The organism is Pseudomonas ekonensis (assembly GCF_019145435.1).
GTDB classification, from domain to species: Bacteria; Pseudomonadota; Gammaproteobacteria; order Pseudomonadales; family Pseudomonadaceae; genus Aquipseudomonas; species Aquipseudomonas ekonensis.
The window spans coordinates 1-17,752 of sequence record NZ_JAHSTS010000002.1; the positions used below are offsets into that span (position 1 = coordinate 1).

Annotated in this window: 18 protein-coding genes; 7 read left to right on the forward strand and 11 right to left on the reverse strand. The window is 66.6% G+C overall.

Annotated features, from left to right (window positions below):
• Positions 1-67: 67 nt before the first annotated feature.
• From catC to KVG96_RS12885, 7 genes are all read right to left on the reverse strand, one after another.
• Positions 68-358, reverse strand: coding sequence for a muconolactone Delta-isomerase (gene catC, locus KVG96_RS12855; protein WP_217892483.1), 291 nt, complete (start codon positions 356-358; stop codon positions 68-70).
• A gap of 18 nt (positions 359-376) precedes the next feature.
• The gene (locus tag KVG96_RS12860) at positions 377-1,498 is read right to left on the reverse strand and encodes a muconate cycloisomerase family protein (RefSeq protein WP_217892484.1); all 1,122 of its coding nucleotides are present in this window, start codon (positions 1,496-1,498) and stop codon (positions 377-379) included.
• Between the two features lie 22 nt (positions 1,499-1,520).
• Positions 1,521-2,282, reverse strand: a complete 762-nt coding sequence (locus KVG96_RS12865; protein ID WP_217892485.1) for a 1,6-dihydroxycyclohexa-2,4-diene-1-carboxylate dehydrogenase — start codon at positions 2,280-2,282, stop codon at positions 1,521-1,523.
• Between the two features lie 38 nt (positions 2,283-2,320).
• Positions 2,321-3,334, reverse strand: coding sequence for a benzoate 1,2-dioxygenase electron transfer component BenC (gene benC, locus KVG96_RS12870; protein WP_217892486.1), 1,014 nt, complete (start codon positions 3,332-3,334; stop codon positions 2,321-2,323).
• 57 nt (positions 3,335-3,391) lie between these two features.
• Entirely contained in the window at positions 3,392-3,880 is a 489-nt protein-coding gene (gene benB, locus KVG96_RS12875) for a benzoate 1,2-dioxygenase small subunit (protein ID WP_217892487.1), read from the reverse strand.
• A complete protein-coding gene (gene benA, locus KVG96_RS12880; protein WP_217892488.1) occupies positions 3,877-5,235 on the reverse strand; it encodes a benzoate 1,2-dioxygenase large subunit in 1,359 nt (452 codons plus the stop codon). Before benA ends, benB begins: the two co-directional genes overlap by 4 nt.
• A gap of 129 nt (positions 5,236-5,364) precedes the next feature.
• Complete coding sequence (locus KVG96_RS12885) at positions 5,365-6,321, reverse strand: AraC family transcriptional regulator (RefSeq protein ID WP_217892489.1); 957 nt, start codon at positions 6,319-6,321, stop codon at positions 5,365-5,367.
• 273 nt (positions 6,322-6,594) lie between these two features.
• Here KVG96_RS12885 and KVG96_RS12890 point away from each other — a divergent pair, with 273 nt between their 5' ends.
• The 5 genes from KVG96_RS12890 to KVG96_RS12910 all read left to right on the forward strand — a co-directional run bounded on the left by KVG96_RS12890 (position 6,595) and on the right by KVG96_RS12910 (position 11,961).
• Positions 6,595-7,899: a flavin-containing monooxygenase gene (locus KVG96_RS12890; RefSeq protein WP_217892490.1), complete on the forward strand. Its 1,305-nt coding sequence runs from the start codon at positions 6,595-6,597 to the stop codon at positions 7,897-7,899.
• Positions 7,900-7,957: 58 nt separating this feature from the next.
• Positions 7,958-8,374: a RidA family protein gene (locus KVG96_RS12895; protein WP_085586482.1), complete on the forward strand. Its 417-nt coding sequence runs from the start codon at positions 7,958-7,960 to the stop codon at positions 8,372-8,374.
• Positions 8,375-8,468: 94 nt separating this feature from the next.
• The gene (locus KVG96_RS12900; protein ID WP_217892491.1) at positions 8,469-9,146 is read left to right on the forward strand and encodes a DUF1028 domain-containing protein; all 678 of its coding nucleotides are present in this window, start codon (positions 8,469-8,471) and stop codon (positions 9,144-9,146) included.
• Positions 9,143-10,294: an acetylornithine deacetylase gene (gene argE, locus KVG96_RS12905; protein WP_217892492.1), complete on the forward strand. Its 1,152-nt coding sequence runs from the start codon at positions 9,143-9,145 to the stop codon at positions 10,292-10,294. The genes KVG96_RS12900 and argE overlap by 4 nt, the downstream gene beginning before the upstream one ends.
• Positions 10,295-10,545: 251 nt before the next feature.
• Positions 10,546-11,961: a purine-cytosine permease family protein gene (locus KVG96_RS12910; RefSeq protein ID WP_217892493.1), complete on the forward strand. Its 1,416-nt coding sequence runs from the start codon at positions 10,546-10,548 to the stop codon at positions 11,959-11,961.
• Between the two features lie 60 nt (positions 11,962-12,021).
• On the opposite strand, the gene KVG96_RS12915 is transcribed toward KVG96_RS12910, so the two are convergent.
• The 3 genes from KVG96_RS12915 to ptrR form a co-directional block, all read right to left on the reverse strand.
• Positions 12,022-12,450, reverse strand: coding sequence for a TOBE domain-containing protein (locus KVG96_RS12915; RefSeq protein WP_217892494.1), 429 nt, complete (start codon positions 12,448-12,450; stop codon positions 12,022-12,024).
• A gap of 176 nt (positions 12,451-12,626) precedes the next feature.
• Complete coding sequence (locus KVG96_RS12920; RefSeq protein WP_217892495.1) at positions 12,627-13,289, reverse strand: M24 family metallopeptidase; 663 nt, start codon at positions 13,287-13,289, stop codon at positions 12,627-12,629.
• 85 nt (positions 13,290-13,374) lie between these two features.
• Positions 13,375-14,256 carry a putrescine utilization regulator PtrR gene (gene ptrR, locus KVG96_RS12925; RefSeq protein WP_217892496.1) on the reverse strand — a complete coding sequence of 294 codons (882 nt, stop codon included), beginning with the start codon at positions 14,254-14,256 and terminating at the stop codon, positions 13,375-13,377.
• Between the two features lie 104 nt (positions 14,257-14,360).
• On the opposite strand from ptrR, the gene KVG96_RS12930 reads away from it, so the two are divergent.
• Positions 14,361-15,752: an aldehyde dehydrogenase family protein gene (locus tag KVG96_RS12930; protein WP_217892497.1), complete on the forward strand. Its 1,392-nt coding sequence runs from the start codon at positions 14,361-14,363 to the stop codon at positions 15,750-15,752.
• Between the two features lie 136 nt (positions 15,753-15,888).
• On the opposite strand, the gene KVG96_RS12935 is transcribed toward KVG96_RS12930, so the two are convergent.
• Positions 15,889-16,722, reverse strand: a complete 834-nt coding sequence (locus tag KVG96_RS12935; RefSeq protein WP_217892498.1) for an oxidoreductase — start codon at positions 16,720-16,722, stop codon at positions 15,889-15,891.
• A gap of 130 nt (positions 16,723-16,852) precedes the next feature.
• Here KVG96_RS12935 and KVG96_RS12940 point away from each other — a divergent pair, with 130 nt between their 5' ends.
• Positions 16,853-17,749: a LysR family transcriptional regulator gene (locus KVG96_RS12940; protein WP_217892499.1), complete on the forward strand. Its 897-nt coding sequence runs from the start codon at positions 16,853-16,855 to the stop codon at positions 17,747-17,749.
• The last annotated feature ends 3 nt before the right edge of the window (positions 17,750-17,752 follow it).

Sequence of the window (17,752 nt, forward strand, 5' to 3'; positions counted from 1 at the left end):
CATCCGTCACTGATCCACCGCCATCGCGGGCAAGCCCGCTCCCACAGGGGGACGGGTGTGCACAGGGTCAGCGGTCGTCCTCGTGGATCGACGACGGATGGCGGCAGAGCCCGTCGATCTCGATGTCCATGTACGGAAACAGCGGCAGGCGCATCAGGGTGTCGTGCAGCGTCTCGACGCTGGGCACGTCGAACACGCTGTAGTTGGCGTAGTGCCCGGCGATGCGCCACAGGTGCCGCCACAGGCCTTCGTGCTGGAGGCGCCGGGCAAGTTCCTTCTCGTCGGCCTTGAGCCGCGCGGCAAGGGCCGGATCCATGTCGGCGGGCAGCTTCACAGTCATCTTTACGTGGAACAGCATGGTGCTCTCTCCTTCGGTTCAGGCACGGCGGAACCGCGCCAGGCGCGCTTCGTCCAGCGTCAGGCCCAGGCCCGGCGTGCGGGGAATGTGCAGGTGGAAATCGCGGTACTGCGGCGCTTCGGTGACGATGTCTTCGGTCAGCAGCAGCGGGCCGAACAGCTCGGTGCCCCAGGTCAGCTGCCGCAGGGTGAGGAACGCGTGGGCCGAAGCCAGGGTGCCCACCGAGCCTTCGAGCATGGTGCCGCCGTACAGGGCGATGCCGCAGGCCTCGGCGATCTGCGCGGTGCGCAACACCGCGCGGGGGCCGCCGTTCTTGGCGATTTTCAGGGCGAACACGCTGGCCGCGCCGTCCGCCGCGAGGCTGAAGGCGTCCTCGACGCTTTCGATGGATTCGTCGGCCATGACCGGCGCCGGGCTGCGCTGGTTGAGGCGCACCTGGCCTGCGCGGTTGACCCGCGAGATCGGCTGCTCGATCAGGTCGATGCCGTTGTCGCCGAGCACCCGGCAGCCACGGATCGCCTGGGACTCGTCCCAGTACTGGTTGACATCGACCCGCACGCTGGCGCGGTCGCCCAGGGCCCGTTTGATCGCCAGCGCATGGGCCAGGTCCTGCTCCAGCGGGTTGGCGCCGATCTTCAGCTTGAAGATACGGTGCCGGCGCGCTTCCAGCATCTGCTCGGCCTCGGCGATGTCCCGGGCGGTGTCGCCGCTGGCCAGTGTCCAGGCCACTTCCAGGCTGTCGCGCACCCGGCCGCCGAGCAGTTCGCTGACCGGCAGGCCGAGGCGCTTGCCCTGGGCGTCGAGCAAGGCACTTTCGATGCCGGACTTGGCGAAGGTGTTGCCCTTGGCGATCTTGTCCAGGGTCTGCATGGCGGCGTTGATGTTGCAGGCGTCCAGGCCGGCCAGGGCCGGCGCCAGGTGCGCGTCGATGTTGGCCTTGATGCTTTCCGGGCTCTCGTTGCCGTAGGCCAGGCCGCCGATGGTGGTGGCCTCGCCGATGCCTTCGATACCGTCGCTGCAACGCAGGCGCAGGATCACCAGGGTCTGGTTCTGCATCGTGTGCATCGCCAGTTTGTGCGGGCGAATGGTCGGCAGGTCGACGATCACCGCCGCCAGGCTTTCGATCAGGATTGGGTTCATTTCAATGTCCGTTTCAACGTGTTCAACCGAGGTCGCCGCCACCGACCGGCAGGGTCACGCCGGTGATGTAGGAGGCCTCGTCGGAGGCGAGGAACAGGATCGCGCCGACCTGTTCGTCGAGGGTGCCGTAGCGTTTCATCAGGCTGCTGTCGAGGGTCTGCGCGACGATCTCCTGATACCAGGCCTGCTCCTGCGCCGACTGCTGCGCGGCGTTGCGCGGGATGCGCCGCGGCGGCGCTTCGGTGCCGCCGGGTGCGGTGGCGTTGACGCGGATGCCGCGCTCGGCGTTCTCGAACGCCAGGCACGCGGTCAGCGCATTGATGCCGCCCTTGGCCGCGCCGTAGGGCACGCGGTTCACGCTGCGGGTGGCGATCGACGACACGTTGACGATGGCGCCCCGCCCCTGCTTGAGCATCTGGGGCAACGCCGCGTGGCAGCACCACAGGGTCGGGAACAGCGAGCGGCGCACTTCGGCTTCGATCTGCGCGGTTTCGTAGTGTTCGAACGGCTTGGCCCAGATCGTGCCGCCGACGTTGTTGACCAGGATGTCGAGACGCCCGAAGGCATCGATGGCGGCGTCCGTCGCCCGGGCGCAATCGGCGTACTGCTCAAGGTCGGCGGTCAATGTCAGGACGTGTTCGCCCTGCAGTTCATGAACCAGCGTCGAACGGTCGACGGCCACTACCCGGGCGCCCTCCTCCAGCAAGCGTTCGCACACCCGGCGACCGATGCCTTGCGCGGCGCCGGTGACCAGCGCGACCTTGTCAGCGAATCTGTTGTTCATGGTGTTCTCCAGCATCAGGCTCAGGTTCGGCGCAAGGCTCAGGCCGCCGCGGCGGCGAACTTCTCGTAGTAGAAATTGGCCGGGGTGACGCCCTGCTCGCGGATGTGTTGGCTGACCGCCTCGACCATCGGCGGCGGGCCGCACAGGTACACGTCGACGTCGCCGTCGTTGAGGTGGCGCGGCTCGATGTGCTGGGTGACGTAGCCCTTGAGCGGATGCCGGCTCTCGGGGCTGGCCACGCAGGCGCCGTAGCTGAAGCCGGGAATGCGTGCGGCGAAGGCGTCGAGGCGGTCGAGCTCGACCAGGTCGAAGTCATGGGTGACGCCGTAGATCAGGTGCACCGGGTAGGCGCTGCCCTCCTCGGCGATCCGCTCCAGCATCGCGGTGAACGGCGCCAGCCCCGTACCGCCGGCCAACAGCAGCAGCGGCCGCTTGATCTCGCGCAGGTAGAAACTGCCCAGCGGACCTGCCAGGGTCATGCTGTCGCCGGCCTTGGCCAGGCCGGTGAGGAAGCGGCTCATCAGGCCGCCGGGCACGTTGCGGATCAGGAAGCTGACTTCGCCGTCCTTGGGCAACGAGCTGAAGGAATAGGCCCGGCTCTGGTCGCTGCCCGGCACTTGCAGGTTGACGTACTGGCCCGGCAGGAACGCCAGCCGGCTGAGGGACTCGCCCTTGACCGACAGGGCGATGGTGCTCTCGGAGAGCTGGCGCACGTCGCTGATCGTGGCCTGGAAACTGGCCTGCCCGGTCTTGCAGACCTGGGAGCCGGCCGGCACCCGCACCACGCAGTCGCTCTCGGCGCGCATCTGGCAGGTGAGCACATAGCCCCGGGCGAGTTCGTCCTCGCTCAAGGCGTCCTCGATGAAGTTGTCGCCCAGGGCGTAACGCCCGGATTCGGCGAAGCACTTGCAGGTGCCGCAGGCGCCGTCGCGGCAGTCCAGCGGGATGTTGATGCCTTGGCGGTACGCCGCGTCGGCGACGGTTTCCTGGCCGTCGGCCTCGATGAAGCGGGTGACCCCGTCCTCGAAATTCAATGCGATGCGAAAACCCATGTTGCACCTCGCTCACGGCGCCGGGCCGGCCAACGGCCAAGGCCCGCGCCGTCTCGGTCAGATGTGGTAAATGTCGATGACCTGACGGACGTAATCGTTTTTCAGCACCACCTTCTTGGCCTTGATCAGCGGCTGTTCGCCGCGCAGGTCGAGGGTGTAGAAGCTGGTGCCGAAATAGCTGTCGGTGACCTGGTAGCGGAAGCTCAGCGTGTGCCAGTTGAAGCGCACCTGGCATTGGCCTTCGCCCTGCCCGACGATCTCGATGTTGCTCAGGTTGTGCGAGGTGCGGGTGTCGGGAACGGTGGCGCTGGAGCGCTCGGTCTTGATCCGGAACACCCGGTCTTCGAGGCCGCCGCGGTTGCCGTACCAGATCAGCGAGATCTCGCTCTGCGGGTCTTCGGTGAGCGTGTCGCTGTCGTCCCAGGCCGGCATCCAGAAGCTGGCGTCGGCGGCATAGAGCTCCAGCCAACGGTCCCACTGGGCGTCGTCCAGATAACGGGCCTCGCGGTAGAGGAAATCGCGCACGGTGTCGTAGAGGCTGTTCATGGCACGGCCTCCACGGGGATCAGCTGCGGTTCGGCGGACACGGCCTTGAGCATCGTTTCCTGCCAGTACTTGTGCTGCAGCACGAACAGGCCTTCGTCCTCGGTGCGCACCCCGGACAGCAGCGGCTTGAGGCCGATCTCTTCGGCGGCGGCATCGGCGCCCTCCACCCAATGGGCCGCCCCGCGGGACATGTCGTTCCAGCCGCGTCCGGCGCCGTAGCCGGTCTGGCAGGAGCGGAACTCTTCCAGGTCGTCCGGCGTGGCCATGCCGCTGACGTTGAAGAAGTCTTCGTACTGGCGGATGCGTTTGGCCCGGGCCTCGGCGCTCTCGCCTTTGGGGGCAATGCAGTAGATGGTGATCTCGGTCTTGTCCACGGCGATCGGTCGGGCGATGCGGATCTGCGAACTGAACTGATCCATCAGGTACACGTTGGGGTACAGGCACAGGTTGCGCGAGTTCTCGATCATCCAGTCGGCGCGGGCCTGGCCGAAATCCCGGGCCAGCTCGTCGCGGCGCTCGTAGGCGGGACGGTCCTCAGGGTTGGCCCAGCGGGTCCAGAGCAGCAGGTGGCCGTGGTCGAAGGAGTAGAAGCCGCCGCCCTTCTTCGCCCAGCTGCCGGCGCTCATGGTCTTGATCTCTTCACCGGCCTCGCGTTGCTGGCGCTGGTTCTGGGTGGCGGCGTAGTTCCAGTGCACGGAGCTGACGTGGTAGCCGTCGGCGCCGTTTTCGGCGGTGAGTTTCCAGTTGCCTTCGTAGATGTAGGAACTGGAACCGCGCAGCACTTCCAGGCCTTCGGGGGATTGGTCGACGATCATGTCGATGATCCGCGCCGACTCGCCCAGGTGCTCGGCAAGGGGCTTCACGTCGGGGTTGAGGCTGCCGAACAGGAAGCCGCGGTAGGACTCGAAGCGCGCTACGCGGGTCAAGTCGTGGGAGCCTTCGCAGTTGAAGCCTTCGGGGTAGCCCGCCTCGGCGGGATCCTTGACCTTGAGCAGCTTGCCGCTGTTGTTGAACGTCCAGCCGTGGAACGGGCAGGTGTAGCTGGAACGGTTGCCGGACTTGTGCCGGCAGAGCATGGCGCCGCGGTGGCTGCAGGCATTGAGGAAAGCGTTGAGCACGCCGTCCTTGTTGCGCGCGATGAAGACCGGCTGGCGGCCCATGGTGAGGGTCAGGTAATCGTTGTTGCGCGGGATCTGGCTTTCGTGGGCCAGGTAGATCCAGTTGCCTTCGAAGATGTGCGCCATTTCCAGCTCGAACAGCCGCGGATCGGTGAACATCTCCCGCTTGCAGCGGTAGGCACCCTGCTCCTTGTCTTCTTCGAGCAAGGCAGTGAGGTAGTCGATTCCCAGGGACATGGCCAGGGCCTCCATTGTTATTGTTCAGGTCAGGTTAGGGAGGCGACGGCGGGCGCAATAGCCGATTCCTGCACATCGCTATCCGTTTTGCGCAGGACGGCGCGGCAGGTGTTTCAGGGGGGCGGGGAATCAGTGGCGGCGCTTGAAGGTGTGGGACGGCAGTTCGCCGAACTGCTGGCGGTAGCTGTCGGAGAAGCGGCCCAGGTGCAGGAAGCCGTAGTCCAGCGCCAGTTCGGTGAGGTTGCGCACCGGGCAGCTCGGGTCGGTGAGGCAGGCGTGGATGCGCGCCAGCTTGCGCTGGCGGATGTGCTGCATCGGCGTGACGCCCAGTTGGCGCTCGAACAGCGCGTACAGAGAACGCGGGCTCATGCGCGCCTGCGCGGCCAGGCTTTCGGCGCTCAGGTCCTGCTTGAGGTTGCGCTCGATGAACGCCAGGATCCGCTCCAGGCTGGCCGACGGCGCGTTCAAGGGTTCGCGGCTGACATTGGTGTCGAGCAGCGACAGCAACTTGCTGCCGATGATCTGCACATAGTGCTCCTGCACCCGCAGCAACGGATCGCTGGCTTCGGCTTCCTGGCAGATCATGCCGAGCAACGACGTGAAGCCTTCCAGGTCGTCGAGCCGGTAGTGGTTGCGCCGGAAGCGGATGCCGTCGGACGGGCGCAGCCACCGCTGCTCGTCGCACACCGACTCCAGCACGCTGACCGGCACCTTGAGGATGAACTTCTCGCAGTCGTCGGAGTACGTGAGGTCGACCGGATCGTCCGGGTTGATCAGCAGCAGTTCGCCCGGCACCAGATGCTGTTCGCGCTTGTGCCCGCGCCACAGGCAGTTGCCCTGCAGCAGCACTTGCAGGTGATAGACCGTTTCCAGCGCCAGGGAGGTGACCCGCACGCTGCCGCCGTAGCTGATGCGGCACAGGTCCAGCTCGGCGAACTTGCGGTGGTTGAGGCTGGCCTGGGGATGGGCGGTCTTGGCCAGTCCGATGAGATGCTGACCGACGTGCCGGTTGACGTAATCGGACACGGCATACGGGTCAGCGTGGTGAAACACGCTGCTGCGCTCGCTCAGCAGGCGGCTGTCCATGGAGGGCACTCGTTCTTGTCAGGTTTTCACGGATGCCGTCCACAGTACGCCGGCGTGGCGGCAGCGACAATCGGCGGCCCGTCGAACGGTCGATCACCGAACGCTTTCGGTGTTCCGGGCCGTGGCGGGCGGGCGGTTGCATCAGCAATTTATGCTCAGATCCCAGCTTAATAATATTTTACCGATGGCCACCCCGACCCTAGTCTGATCCCAAGCACAGAGAGCAGGCCGCACGCCGCCTGAATCCAATTGCCTCGTGAAAAGGGATGAGAGATGACCACTGAAACAATAAAAACAGACACGCTTGTCGTCGGTGCCGGTCAAGCGGGTGTGGCCATGAGCGAACACCTGGGCAAGCTCGGCGTCCCGCACCTGGTGCTGGAGCGCAGCCGCATCGCCGAACGCTGGCGCACCGGCCGCTGGGACTCGCTGGTGGCCAACGGCCCGGCCTGGCACGACCGTTTTCCGGGGATGGAATTCGACGATGTCGATCCTGACGGTTTCGCCCACAAGGACCGCGTGGCCGATTACTTCGAGGCCTATGCGAAAAAATTCAACGCGCCGATCCGCACCGGCGTCGAGGTCAAGCGCGTGGTGCGCAATGTCGGGCGGCCGGGCTTCACCGTCGAGACCTCCGAGGGCGTGATCGAGGCGGCCCGCGTGGTGGCCGCCACCGGCCCGTTCCAGCGCCCGGTGATCCCGCCGATCGCCCCGCAGGACGCACGCCTGCTGCAGATCCACTCGGCCGACTACCGCAACCCGCAGCAACTGCCGGACGGCGCGGTGCTGGTGGTCGGCGCAGGTTCCTCCGGCGTGCAGATCGCCGATGAGCTGCAGCGTTCGGGCAGGCAAGTGTTCCTGTCGGTCGGCGCCCATGACCGCCCGCCCCGCGCCTACCGCAACCGTGATTTCTGCTGGTGGCTGGGCGTGCTCGGCGAGTGGGACCAGGCCGCCATGAAACCGGGCCGCGAGCACGTGACCATCGCCGTGAGCGGCGCCCACGGCGGACGCACCATCGACTTCCGGGGCCTGGCCCACCGTGGCATGACCCTGGTGGGCGTGACCGAATCGTTCAAGGACGGCGTGGTGACGTTCAGGCAAGACCTGGCGGACAACCTCAAGCGCGGCGACGAGAACTACCTGGCGCTGCTCGACGCCGCCGACGCCTACATCGAACGCAACGGCCTGGATCTGCCGCCGGAGCCCGAGGCCCGGGAATCCTATCCGGATCCCGAGTGCGTGAAGCAACCGCTGGCGGATCTGGACCTGGCTGCCGCCGGCGTCACCTCGATCATCTGGGCCACCGGGTTCGCCGTGGACTATTCGTGGCTGAAGGTCGCCGCGTTCGACGACCAGGGCAAGCCGCAGCACCAGCGCGGGGTGTCCAGCGAACCGGGCGTGTACTTCCTCGGCCTGCCGTGGCAGTCCCGCCGTGGCTCCTCGTTCATCTGGGGCGTGTGGCACGACGCCAAGCACGTGGCCGACCACATCGCCACCCAGCGCAAGTACCTGGCCTACCGCGACGCCGACCAGCGCGCGGCAGCCCCCCGCAAGAACACCGACACCGTCGACGCTTGACCTTCCCTTCGCGTCCCGGCGCCCGTCGCGCCGGGCACCTTTTCGTCAGGAGTTTCACATGGCCCAGCCCACCCACACCCGCATCCGCATGTTCAACACCAAGGACACCTACCCCAACCAGACCCTGGACAACGACCTGTGCCAGGCCGTGCGCGCCGGCAACACCGTGTACGTGCGCGGCCAGGTCGGCACCGACTTCGACGGCAACCTGATCGGCCTCGGCGACCCCCGCGCCCAGGCCGAGCAAGCCATGCGCAACGTCAAGCAACTGCTGGAAGAGGCCGGCAGCGACCTGAGCCACATCGTCAAGACCACCACCTACCTGATCGACCCGCGCTACCGCGAGCCGGTGTACCAGGAGGTCGGCAAGTGGCTCAAGGGCGTGTTCCCGATCTCCACCGGGCTGGTGGTCTCGGCGTTGGGGCAGCCGCAGTGGCTGATGGAGATCGATGTGGTGGCGGTGATCCCCGAGTAACGCAGCAAACCGCCACGCTTGCCCGCCCGCCGCTGAACCCTGCGGGAGCGGGCTTGCCTGCCCCCCGCTCTCAAGTCGAACAGGAGTTAGAGACATGACATTTTCCATCGCCGCCCGCTGCCCGGAGACCGGCCAGTTCGGCATCGCCATCAGCTCGTCGAGCATCGCCGTCGGCGCCCGCTGCCCCTGGCTGCTGCCGGGCGTGGGCGCGGTATCGACCCAGAACATCACCCTGCCGTCCCTGGGCCCTGAAGTCCTCGCGCTGATGGAACAGGGGCTGGCCCCGGACGCCGCGCTGGACAAGGCGCTGACCCGCAACGGCTACAGCCAGTACCGCCAGATCACCGCGATCAACCACCTCGGCCAGACCGCGCACTTCAGCGGCGGGCAAACCCTGGGCACGCACAACGCCGTGGCGGGCGAGCAATGCGTGGCCGCCGGCAACATGCTCGCCGGCCCTTCGGTGATCGAGGCCATGGTGCGGGCGTTCGAGGACGGCGAAGGCCAGTTGGCCGACCGCCTGATCGGCGCGTTGCAGGCCGGCCAGGCCTTGGGCGGCGAAGCGGGCCCGGTGCATTCGGCGGCGGTCGTGGTGGTCGGCGAACTGACCTGGCCCATCGTCAACCTGCGGGTGGACTGGGCCGACGAAGACCCCATCGGCCAATTGCAGGCCCTGTGGGAAGGCTATCGCCCGCAGTTGCAGGACTACATCGACCGCGCCCTGGATCCTGCGAAGGCGCCGGGCTACGGCGTGGCCGGAGACGACCGATGAGCGCCAGCGCCGAACTGCTGGCGACGCTGGTGGGGTTCGACACCACCAGCCGCGAATCCAACCTGCAACTGATCGGTTTCGTGCGCGACTACCTGGCGCGTTTCGACGTGCCTTGCGAGCTGGTCTACAACGACGAGCGCAGCAAGGCCAACCTGTTCGCCACGGTCGGGCCCTCCGACCGGCCCGGCATCGTGCTGTCGGGGCACACCGACGTGGTGCCCGCCGACGGCCAGCCCTGGACGGTGCCGCCGTTCGAGCTGACCCGGCGCGACGGCAAGCTCTACGGCCGCGGCACCGCCGACATGAAGGGCTACATCGCCTGCGTGCTGGCGCTGGTGCCGGCGCTGGTGGAGGCGCCGCTGAGCAAACCGGTGCACATCGCCCTGTCCTACGACGAAGAGGTCGGCTGCCTCGGCGTGCGTTCGCTGCTCAAGGTGCTGGAGCGACGCCCGGTCAAACCGCTGCTGTGCATCATCGGCGAACCCACCGGACTCAAACCGGTGCTCGGCCACAAGGGCAAGCTGGCGATGCGCTGCGATGTCCACGGCCACGCCTGCCATTCGGCCTATGCGCCGCAGGGGGTGAACGCCATCGAGTGCGCGGCCGAGCTGATCGGCGAACTGGGGCGCATCGGCCAGGGGCTCAAGGCGCCTGAGCATCACGACCGGCGTTTCGACCCGCCCTTCTCAACGGTGCAGGCCGGAGTGATCAGCGGCGGCAAGGCATTGAACATCGTCCCCGCCGACTGCCGTTTCGATTTCGAGGTCCGCGCCCTGCCCTCGCAGGATCCGGGCGAGGTCGCCGAACGACTCAAGGCCTACGCCGAACAACAGATGCTGCCGCGCATGCGGGCGGTCAGCGCGCAGAGCGATATCCGTTTCAGCGAGCTGTCGGCCTATCCGGGCCTGGCCACCGACGCCAAGAGCCAGGCCGCGCAACTGATCGCCGCGTTCTGCGGCCGCGAGGATTTCGGCACGGTGGCATTCGGCACCGAGGGCGGCCTGTTCGACGCAGTCGGGATCCCGACCGTGGTGTGCGGCCCCGGCAGCATGGATCAGGGGCACAAGCCGGACGAGTTCGTCAGCCTCGCGCAGCTCGACGCCTGTGACGCGATGCTGCAACGGATGCTGGCCTCCCTGCGCGGCTGAACCGCGTGACGGACAAGCGACAGCCGCCCCCGCCCGGGGCCGGCTGCGTTGTCGTTTGCGTGCCTGAAAGCCCCGTCCCAGAGCCTTTGAAACCGATCCGCGGGGCCAGTTTTTTTAAGGTCTGAAGCAACAAATCTACTAATTTATCTCCCCCGCGCCATTGCACATGATCGACCCGACAAGAAATGCGCCGGCCGCGCCGGCGCTCACCGAAGTACGTCCACGTACTCGTCCTTGCCTTGGAGTTCGTCATGGCCACCTCAGCAACAAACGCCGCACCGCTCATTGAAAAGCACACCATCGGCTACGTGCCGCCGCAGGACCGCCACGGAAAGGTGCGCGACCTGTTCACCCTCTGGTTCGGCGGCAACATCGCGCCGCTGCCCATCGTCACCGGCGCCCTCGGCGTGCAGCTGTTCCACTTGAACCTGGTGTGGGGCATCGTCGCCATCCTGGTCGGCCACCTGGTGGGCGGCGTGCTGATGGCGCTGCACTCGGCCCAGGGCCCGCAGATGGGCATCCCGCAGATGATCCAGAGCCGCGCCCAGTTCGGCTCCCTCGGCGCCTTGCTGGTGGTGGTGATCGCCGGGGTGATGTACATCGGCTTCTTCGCCTCCAACATCGTCCTGGCCGGCAAGTCCCTGCACGGCGTGGCCGACAGCGTGCCGGTGCCGGTCGGCATCGTGATCGGCGCCCTCGGCTCGGGCGTCATCGGCATCATCGGCTACCGCTTCATCCACGTGCTCAACCGCATCGGCACCTGGGTGCTGGGGATCGGCATCATGGTCGGCTTCGGCTACATCCTGACCCACATCCAGACCGACGATTTCCTCACCCGCGGCGGCTTCAACCTGTCCGGTTGGCTGGCCACGGTGTCGCTGGCGGCGCTGTGGCAGATCGCATTCGCGCCCTATGTGTCGGACTACTCGCGCTACCTGCCGGCCGACGTGCCGGTGGCCGCCACGTTCTGGACCACCTACCTGGGGTCGGCGCTGGGCTCCAGCCTGTCGTTCGTGTTCGGCGCCGTCGCGGTGCTGGCGACCCCGGCCGGCATGGACACCATGGACGCGGTGAAACTCGCCACCGGCGCCATCGGCCCGCTGATGCTGGTGCTGTTCCTGCTCAGCGTGATCAGCCACAACGCGCTCAACCTGTACGGCGCGGTGCTGTCGATCATCACCCTGGTGCAGACCTTCGCCTGGCGCTGGATCCCCACCGCCCGCAGCCGCGCGGTGATCTCGGTCATCGTCCTGTCGGCCTGCTGCTTCACCGCCGTCGGCGCCTCGGCGCACTTCATCGGCCATTTCGTCGACATGGTGCTGGTGCTGCTGGTGGTGCTGGTGCCGTGGACGGCGATCAACCTGATCGACTTCTACGCCATCCACAAAGGCCAGTACGACATCGGCTCGATCTTCCGGGTCGACGGCGGCCGCTACGGCCGCTACAACCCGCAAGCGCTGCTGGCCTACGCCATCGGCATCGCGGTGCAGATCCCGTTCATGAACACGCCGCTGTACGTGGGCCCGGTGTCGGTGCACATCGACGGCGCGGACCTGTCCTGGCTGGTGGGGCTGCTGGTGACGTCGCCGCTGTACTTCTGGCTGGCGACACGGGACAGCGCCTACCGCCGGCGGCTGTCGGAGGCGACGCTGGCGGGCGGTCTCTAATCCCAGGCCATGAAAAAGCCCGGTCCGACGCTGCATCGGACCGGGCTTGGGTGCGTCCGGTCAGGCCGGAACGCCGAGGATGATGTGGGACGCCTTGATCACCGCCGTGGCGCTGACGCCCGCCGCCAGTCCCAGTTCGTTGACGGCGTCGCGGGTGACGATGGAATAGACTTTCGATCCGCCGGAGAGCTCGATCACCACTTCGGCGTTGACCGCGCCGTCGGTCACGCTCAGCACCTTGCCCTGCAGGCAGTTGCGGGCCGACAGGCGGATGCCTTCGGCGTCGGTCATCAGCATCACCCAGGGCGCCTTGACCAGCGCCACCGCTTGCTTGCCGACCGCGATGCCCAGGGACTTGATGCTTTCCAGAGTGACCACGGCGACCAGTTGTTCACCACCGGCCAGGGTCAGGACGACCTCGGCGTTGACCGCGCCTTCCTTGACCAGCGTGACCTGGCCCTTGAACACGTTGCGAGCACTGACTTTCATGACGGGCATCCTTTTTCTTGACTTATAGGTTAGGAAACGGAGCGCATAGTCAAAGCTATCGCTGTATAAAAACAACTACAGCGCCGAGCTTGACTGCGCCTGCAACAGAACCCTGAAGGGCGCCGTAGGAAAACAATAGCCCGGTTTGCGCAGTCGATTGATCGCCTGCGCGAGGATCAGATCAGCAGATCTTCATAAAAAGCACCGTAAGGCAGTTCGGGGTGGGCGATCTGGATCTCCAGGATCCACACGCCGGGGCTTGGCGCGCCCTCGAAATGGCCCAGGTCGCCGCCCCGATGGATCGCGTGGGGAAAATCGCTGACCCGATGCCCCTTGATGTCCAGGTTCAGCGTCCAGCCCATGGCCTGCGCCTGATCGGTGGCGTACCGGTACAGCTCAGTGCCTGCGACGCCTTCGCGCCAGTAAGCCTCGACCCGGTCGAACAGTGTCTTGGCGGCCGCCGCGCAAGCGATCATCTGCGGATCGGCGCCGGTGGTGAACGTCGCCCCGGCATCGCCTTCGTGGCCCTGCCAGACCACGCCCATGTCGATGAAGAAGATGTCGTTCTCGCCCAGCACCGGGTCGCCGTCGGAGCGCTGCTTGAAGGTCTTGAGGGTGTTGGCGCCGAAGCGGATCAGCAGCGGGTGCCAGATCCGTTCCATGCCCAACTCGGCAAGTATCTGTTTGCCCAACGCCTGGGCCTCGGATTCGAGCATGCCGGGCCGGATGACCTCGGCGATCCGCTCCACCGCTTGCCAGGTCAGGCGTTGCGCCTGCCCCATCGACGCCAGCGCAAACCGCTCGCCGACCGCTTCTTTGCCGCTCAAGGTTGTGTTCATCGCTCATTCCTTTTGCCAGAACGCGCATCGATTGCGCTATATACATTTGTATATTGCGATACTAACCGAGCAATGACACAAAGTGTCAATCACTCTGTGCCCGCACCACCCCGCGCGCCTCCAGCAGCCTCACAAAACTGCTCAGGCTGCGCGATACGGTGCCGCGCCGCCACACCAGCCAGGTGGTCAGGTAGCGAAAGTCCGCCGCCAGCGGCCACACGCTCACGGTGGCGCAGCCGGGCATGCTCTGCAGCATGCTGCGCGGCATCAGGGCCAGGCCGGCGCCGGCGCTGACGCAGGCGAGCATGCCGTGGTAGGACTCCATCTCGAAGATCTTGCCGGGCACCGCAGCGTCGGTGCTGAACCACTTTTCGAAGTGATGGCGGTAGGAGCAGTTGGCGCGGAAAGCGTAGATGCTCTCGCCGTTGACGTCCGCCGCCCGCCCGATCGGCCCATGGTGCAGCGGTGCGATCACCACCATTTCCTCCTCGAACGCCGGGATCCCCTCCAGGGCCGGGTGCAGCACCGGGCCGTCGACGAACGCCGCCGCCAACCGGCCGGACAGCACGCCATCGATCATCGTCCCGGACGGCCCGGTGGACAGGTCCAGATCGACCTTGGCGTATTGCTGGTTATAGGCCGCCAGCAACTCGGGAATGCGCACCGCCGCCGTGCTTTCCAGCGAACCCAGCGGGAACGCGCCCTGGGGCTCCTCCCCCGCCACGGTGGCCCGGGCCTCCTGCACCAGGTCGAGGATGCGCCGCGCGTATTCCAGAAAACTCCAGCCGGCCGGTGACAGGCGCAGACGGCTTTTCTCGCGGATGAACAGTTCGACGCCCAGGTCCTGCTCAAGCTGCTTGATCCGGGTCGTCAGGTTCGACGGCACCCGATGGATCTGCGCCGCCGCAGCGCTGATGCTGCCGTGCTCGGCCACGGCCTTGAAGATTTCCAGCTGCACCAGATCCATGATCATTCTCCAATCGTGAAAGAAACGCTCTTTATTATTCAGTTTCCAGAAAACGAATGCCACCCTACTCTTGGGCCCATCCACTGACCTCGCAGGACGATGCCATGAGCCCGATTTCCAGCCTGACCCACGCCATTTCCGTCAACCCCGCCACGGGCGAGCAGATCGGCCATTACGCGTTCGAATCCGATGCCGCCCTTGACGCCGCCCTGACCCGCGCCGCCTTCGGCTTCGGCAAGTGGAAGCGCAAACCGCTGCAGGACCGCTCCCGTGCCCTGACCGCCCTGGCCGGTGCCCTGCGCGACAACGCCGAAGCCATGGCCACCCTGATCACCCAGGAAATGGGCAAGCCGATCGCCCAGGCCCGCGGCGAAATCGAGAAATGCGCCAGGCTCTGCGAGTGGTACGCCGAACACGGCCCGGCGATGCTCGACGCCGAACCGACCCTGGTCGAAGGCGGCAAGGCGCGCATCGAATACCGTCCGCTGGGCCCGATCCTGGCGGTGATGCCGTGGAACTTCCCGATCTGGCAAGTGCTGCGCGGCGCGGTACCGGCGCTGATCGCCGGCAACACCTACGTGCTCAAACATGCGCCGAACGTGATGGGCAGCGCCTACCTGCTGCGTGATGCGTTCACCCGCGCCGGTTTCGCCGACGGTGTGTTCGAAGTCATCAACGTCACCCCAGAAGGCGTCTCCAAAGCCATCGCCGACCCGCGCATCGCCGCCGTCACCCTCACCGGCAGCGTGCGCGCCGGCATGGCCATCGGTGCGCAGGCCGGTGCCGCGCTGAAGAAATGCGTGCTGGAACTGGGCGGTTCCGACCCGTTCATCGTGCTCAACGACGCCGACCTGGACGAAGCCGTGCAAGCCGCCGTGATCGGCCGCTACCAGAACTCCGGGCAAGTGTGCGCCGCCGCCAAGCGCCTGATCGTCGAAGAAGGCGTGGTCGAGGAATTCACCCGCCGGTTCGTCGAAGCCACCCGCCGACTGGTGATGGGCGATCCGCTGGCGGCCGAGACCTACATCGGCCCGATGGCCCGCTTCGACCTGCGTGACGAACTCGATGGGCAAGTGCGCGCCACCCTCGAGGAAGGCGCCACCCTGCTGCTGGGCGGCGGCAAGGCCCAGGGGCCGGGCAACTACTACGAGCCGACCGTGCTGGCCAACGTCACCGACCGCATGACTTCGTTCAAGCAGGAACTGTTCGGCCCGGTGGCGTCGATCATCACCGCCCGCGACTGCGCCCACGCCGTGGCCCTGGCCAACGACAGCGAGTTCGGCCTGACCGCGACGATCTACACCGCCAACGTCCCGCTGGCCCAGCAACTGACCAGTGAGCTGGAAACCGGCGGCGTGTTCATCAACGGCTACTCCGCCAGCGACCCCCGGGTGACCTTCGGCGGCGTGAAGAAGAGCGGCTTCGGCCGTGAACTGTCGCACTTCGGCGTGCGCGAGTTCTGCAATGCGCAGACCGTGTGGCTGGACCGCCGCTGATCCTGCCCAAAACTGTGGCGAGGGAGCTTGCTCCCGCTGGGTCGCGAAGCGGCCCCGCTTTTGTCAGCGGGACGGCTGCGCAGTCCGGCGGGAGCAAGCTCCCTCGCCACAAGGTCATTGCCGAGTCGGCATTTCCTCAGTCAGCCTTGAAGTCGGTGGACAGCGCCAGCGCCTGCCACTCGGCCAGTTCCTGCGCCACCAGGCGGTTCTTCGCTTCGATCCGCGCCACCGTGTCGCTGCCCAGCGCCAGCCGCTGCGGCGGGTTCGGGGCATCGGCCAGCGCCAGCATCGCTTCGGCGAACTTCACCGGATCCCCCGGCTGCGCATGGTTGGCGGCTTCGGCGAAGGTGCGCATCTTGCCCACGGTGTCGTCGTAGTCCGGCAGCACCAGTGCGGTCTTGATCAACGATTGCTCGTCCAGGAAATCGGTGCGGAAGAAGCCCGGTTCGACCACCGTCGCATGGATGCCCAACGGCGCCAGTTCCTGATGCAGCGCTTCGCTGATGCCCTCTACCGCGAACTTGGTGGAGCCGTACACGCCCCAGCCCATGTAAGCCTGGTAGCCACCGATGGACGAAATGTTGATCACCCGCCCGCTGCGCCGGGCACGCATGTGCGGCAGCACCGCGCGGGTCACGTTGAGCAGGCCGAACACGTTGGTGGCGAACAGCCGCTCGGTTTCGCTGGCGCTGGTTTCTTCCACTGCCCCCAGCACGCCGAAACCGGCATTGTTGATCAGCACGTCGATGCGGCCGAAACGTTTGATGCCTTGCGCCACCGCTTGATGGGCTTCGTCCTCGCGGGTGACGTCCAGCCGCACGGCCAGCAGGTTCGGGTGCTCGCCGAGGCGGTCGGTGATGTCTTGCGGTTTGCGGGCGGTGGCGATCACCGCGTCGCCGGCACGCAGGGCGTGTTCCGCGATCAGGGAACCAAAACCACGGGAAGCGCCAGTAATGAGCCAGGTACGCATATCAACTCCTCCTGTCAGCGGCCTTGGCGAAAGTGCCGGGCCTTCTCGATGAGTTGAGCGAACTGTAAGGCCGTGCTACTGATGTGATAATCCCAGCAAATTCGCATGGCTTTGTGAAAGGCACTCACAAATGAAACAACCGTCCACCACTGACCTGTCGATGTTCCTGTGCATCGCCCGGCACCTGAATTTCAGCCGCGCAGCGGTCGAGCTGGGGCTGACCCCTTCGGCCCTGAGCCATGCGCTGCGCACCCTGGAGAGCCGCCTGGGCGTGCGCCTGTTCAACCGCACCACCCGCAGCGTGGCCCTGACCGAGGCCGGCGAACGCCTGCAGGCGCGGCTGCAGCCGGCGTTCCGCGACATCGACGATGCGCTGGAGGACCTCAACCGGTTCCGCGACAAACCCTCCGGCACCTTGCGCATCAGCGCCGGGCGCCAGGCCTGTGAGTTGGTGCTGCTGCCCATCGTCAGCGATTTCCTGCAGGCCTATCCGGACATTCGCGTGGAAGTCATCGACAGCGACGCCCTGCTGGACATCGTCGCGGGGGGCTTCGATGCCGGTGTGCGCTTCGGCAACCGACTGGAGGCGGACATGGTCTCAGTGCCCATCGGCCCGTCCCTGCGCTCGGTGGTGGTCGGGTCGCCGGCGTTTTTCGAGCGGCACGCCATGCCGCGCAAGCCTGGGGATCTGCACGGGTTGCCGTGCATCCGTCACCGCTTCCCCAGCGGCACGCTGTACCGCTGGGAGTTCGAGCGCGGCGGCATCGCCCAGGAAATCGAGGTCAACGGCCCGCTGACCCTGGGCGATGTGAGCCTGATGGTGGGCCCGGCGCTGCAAGGCGCGGGGCTGGCCTACGTGTTCGAAGGCATGGTCAGCGGGCACCTGGCTGCCGGGCGGCTGGTGCAGGCGCTCGGCGACTGGTGCCCGCACTACCCCGGCCTGCACCTGTACTACCCGAGCCGACGCCATGTGCCGGCGCCGCTGCGGGCCTTCATCGACTTTGCCCGCACGGGCAAGGCCGGCTGAGGT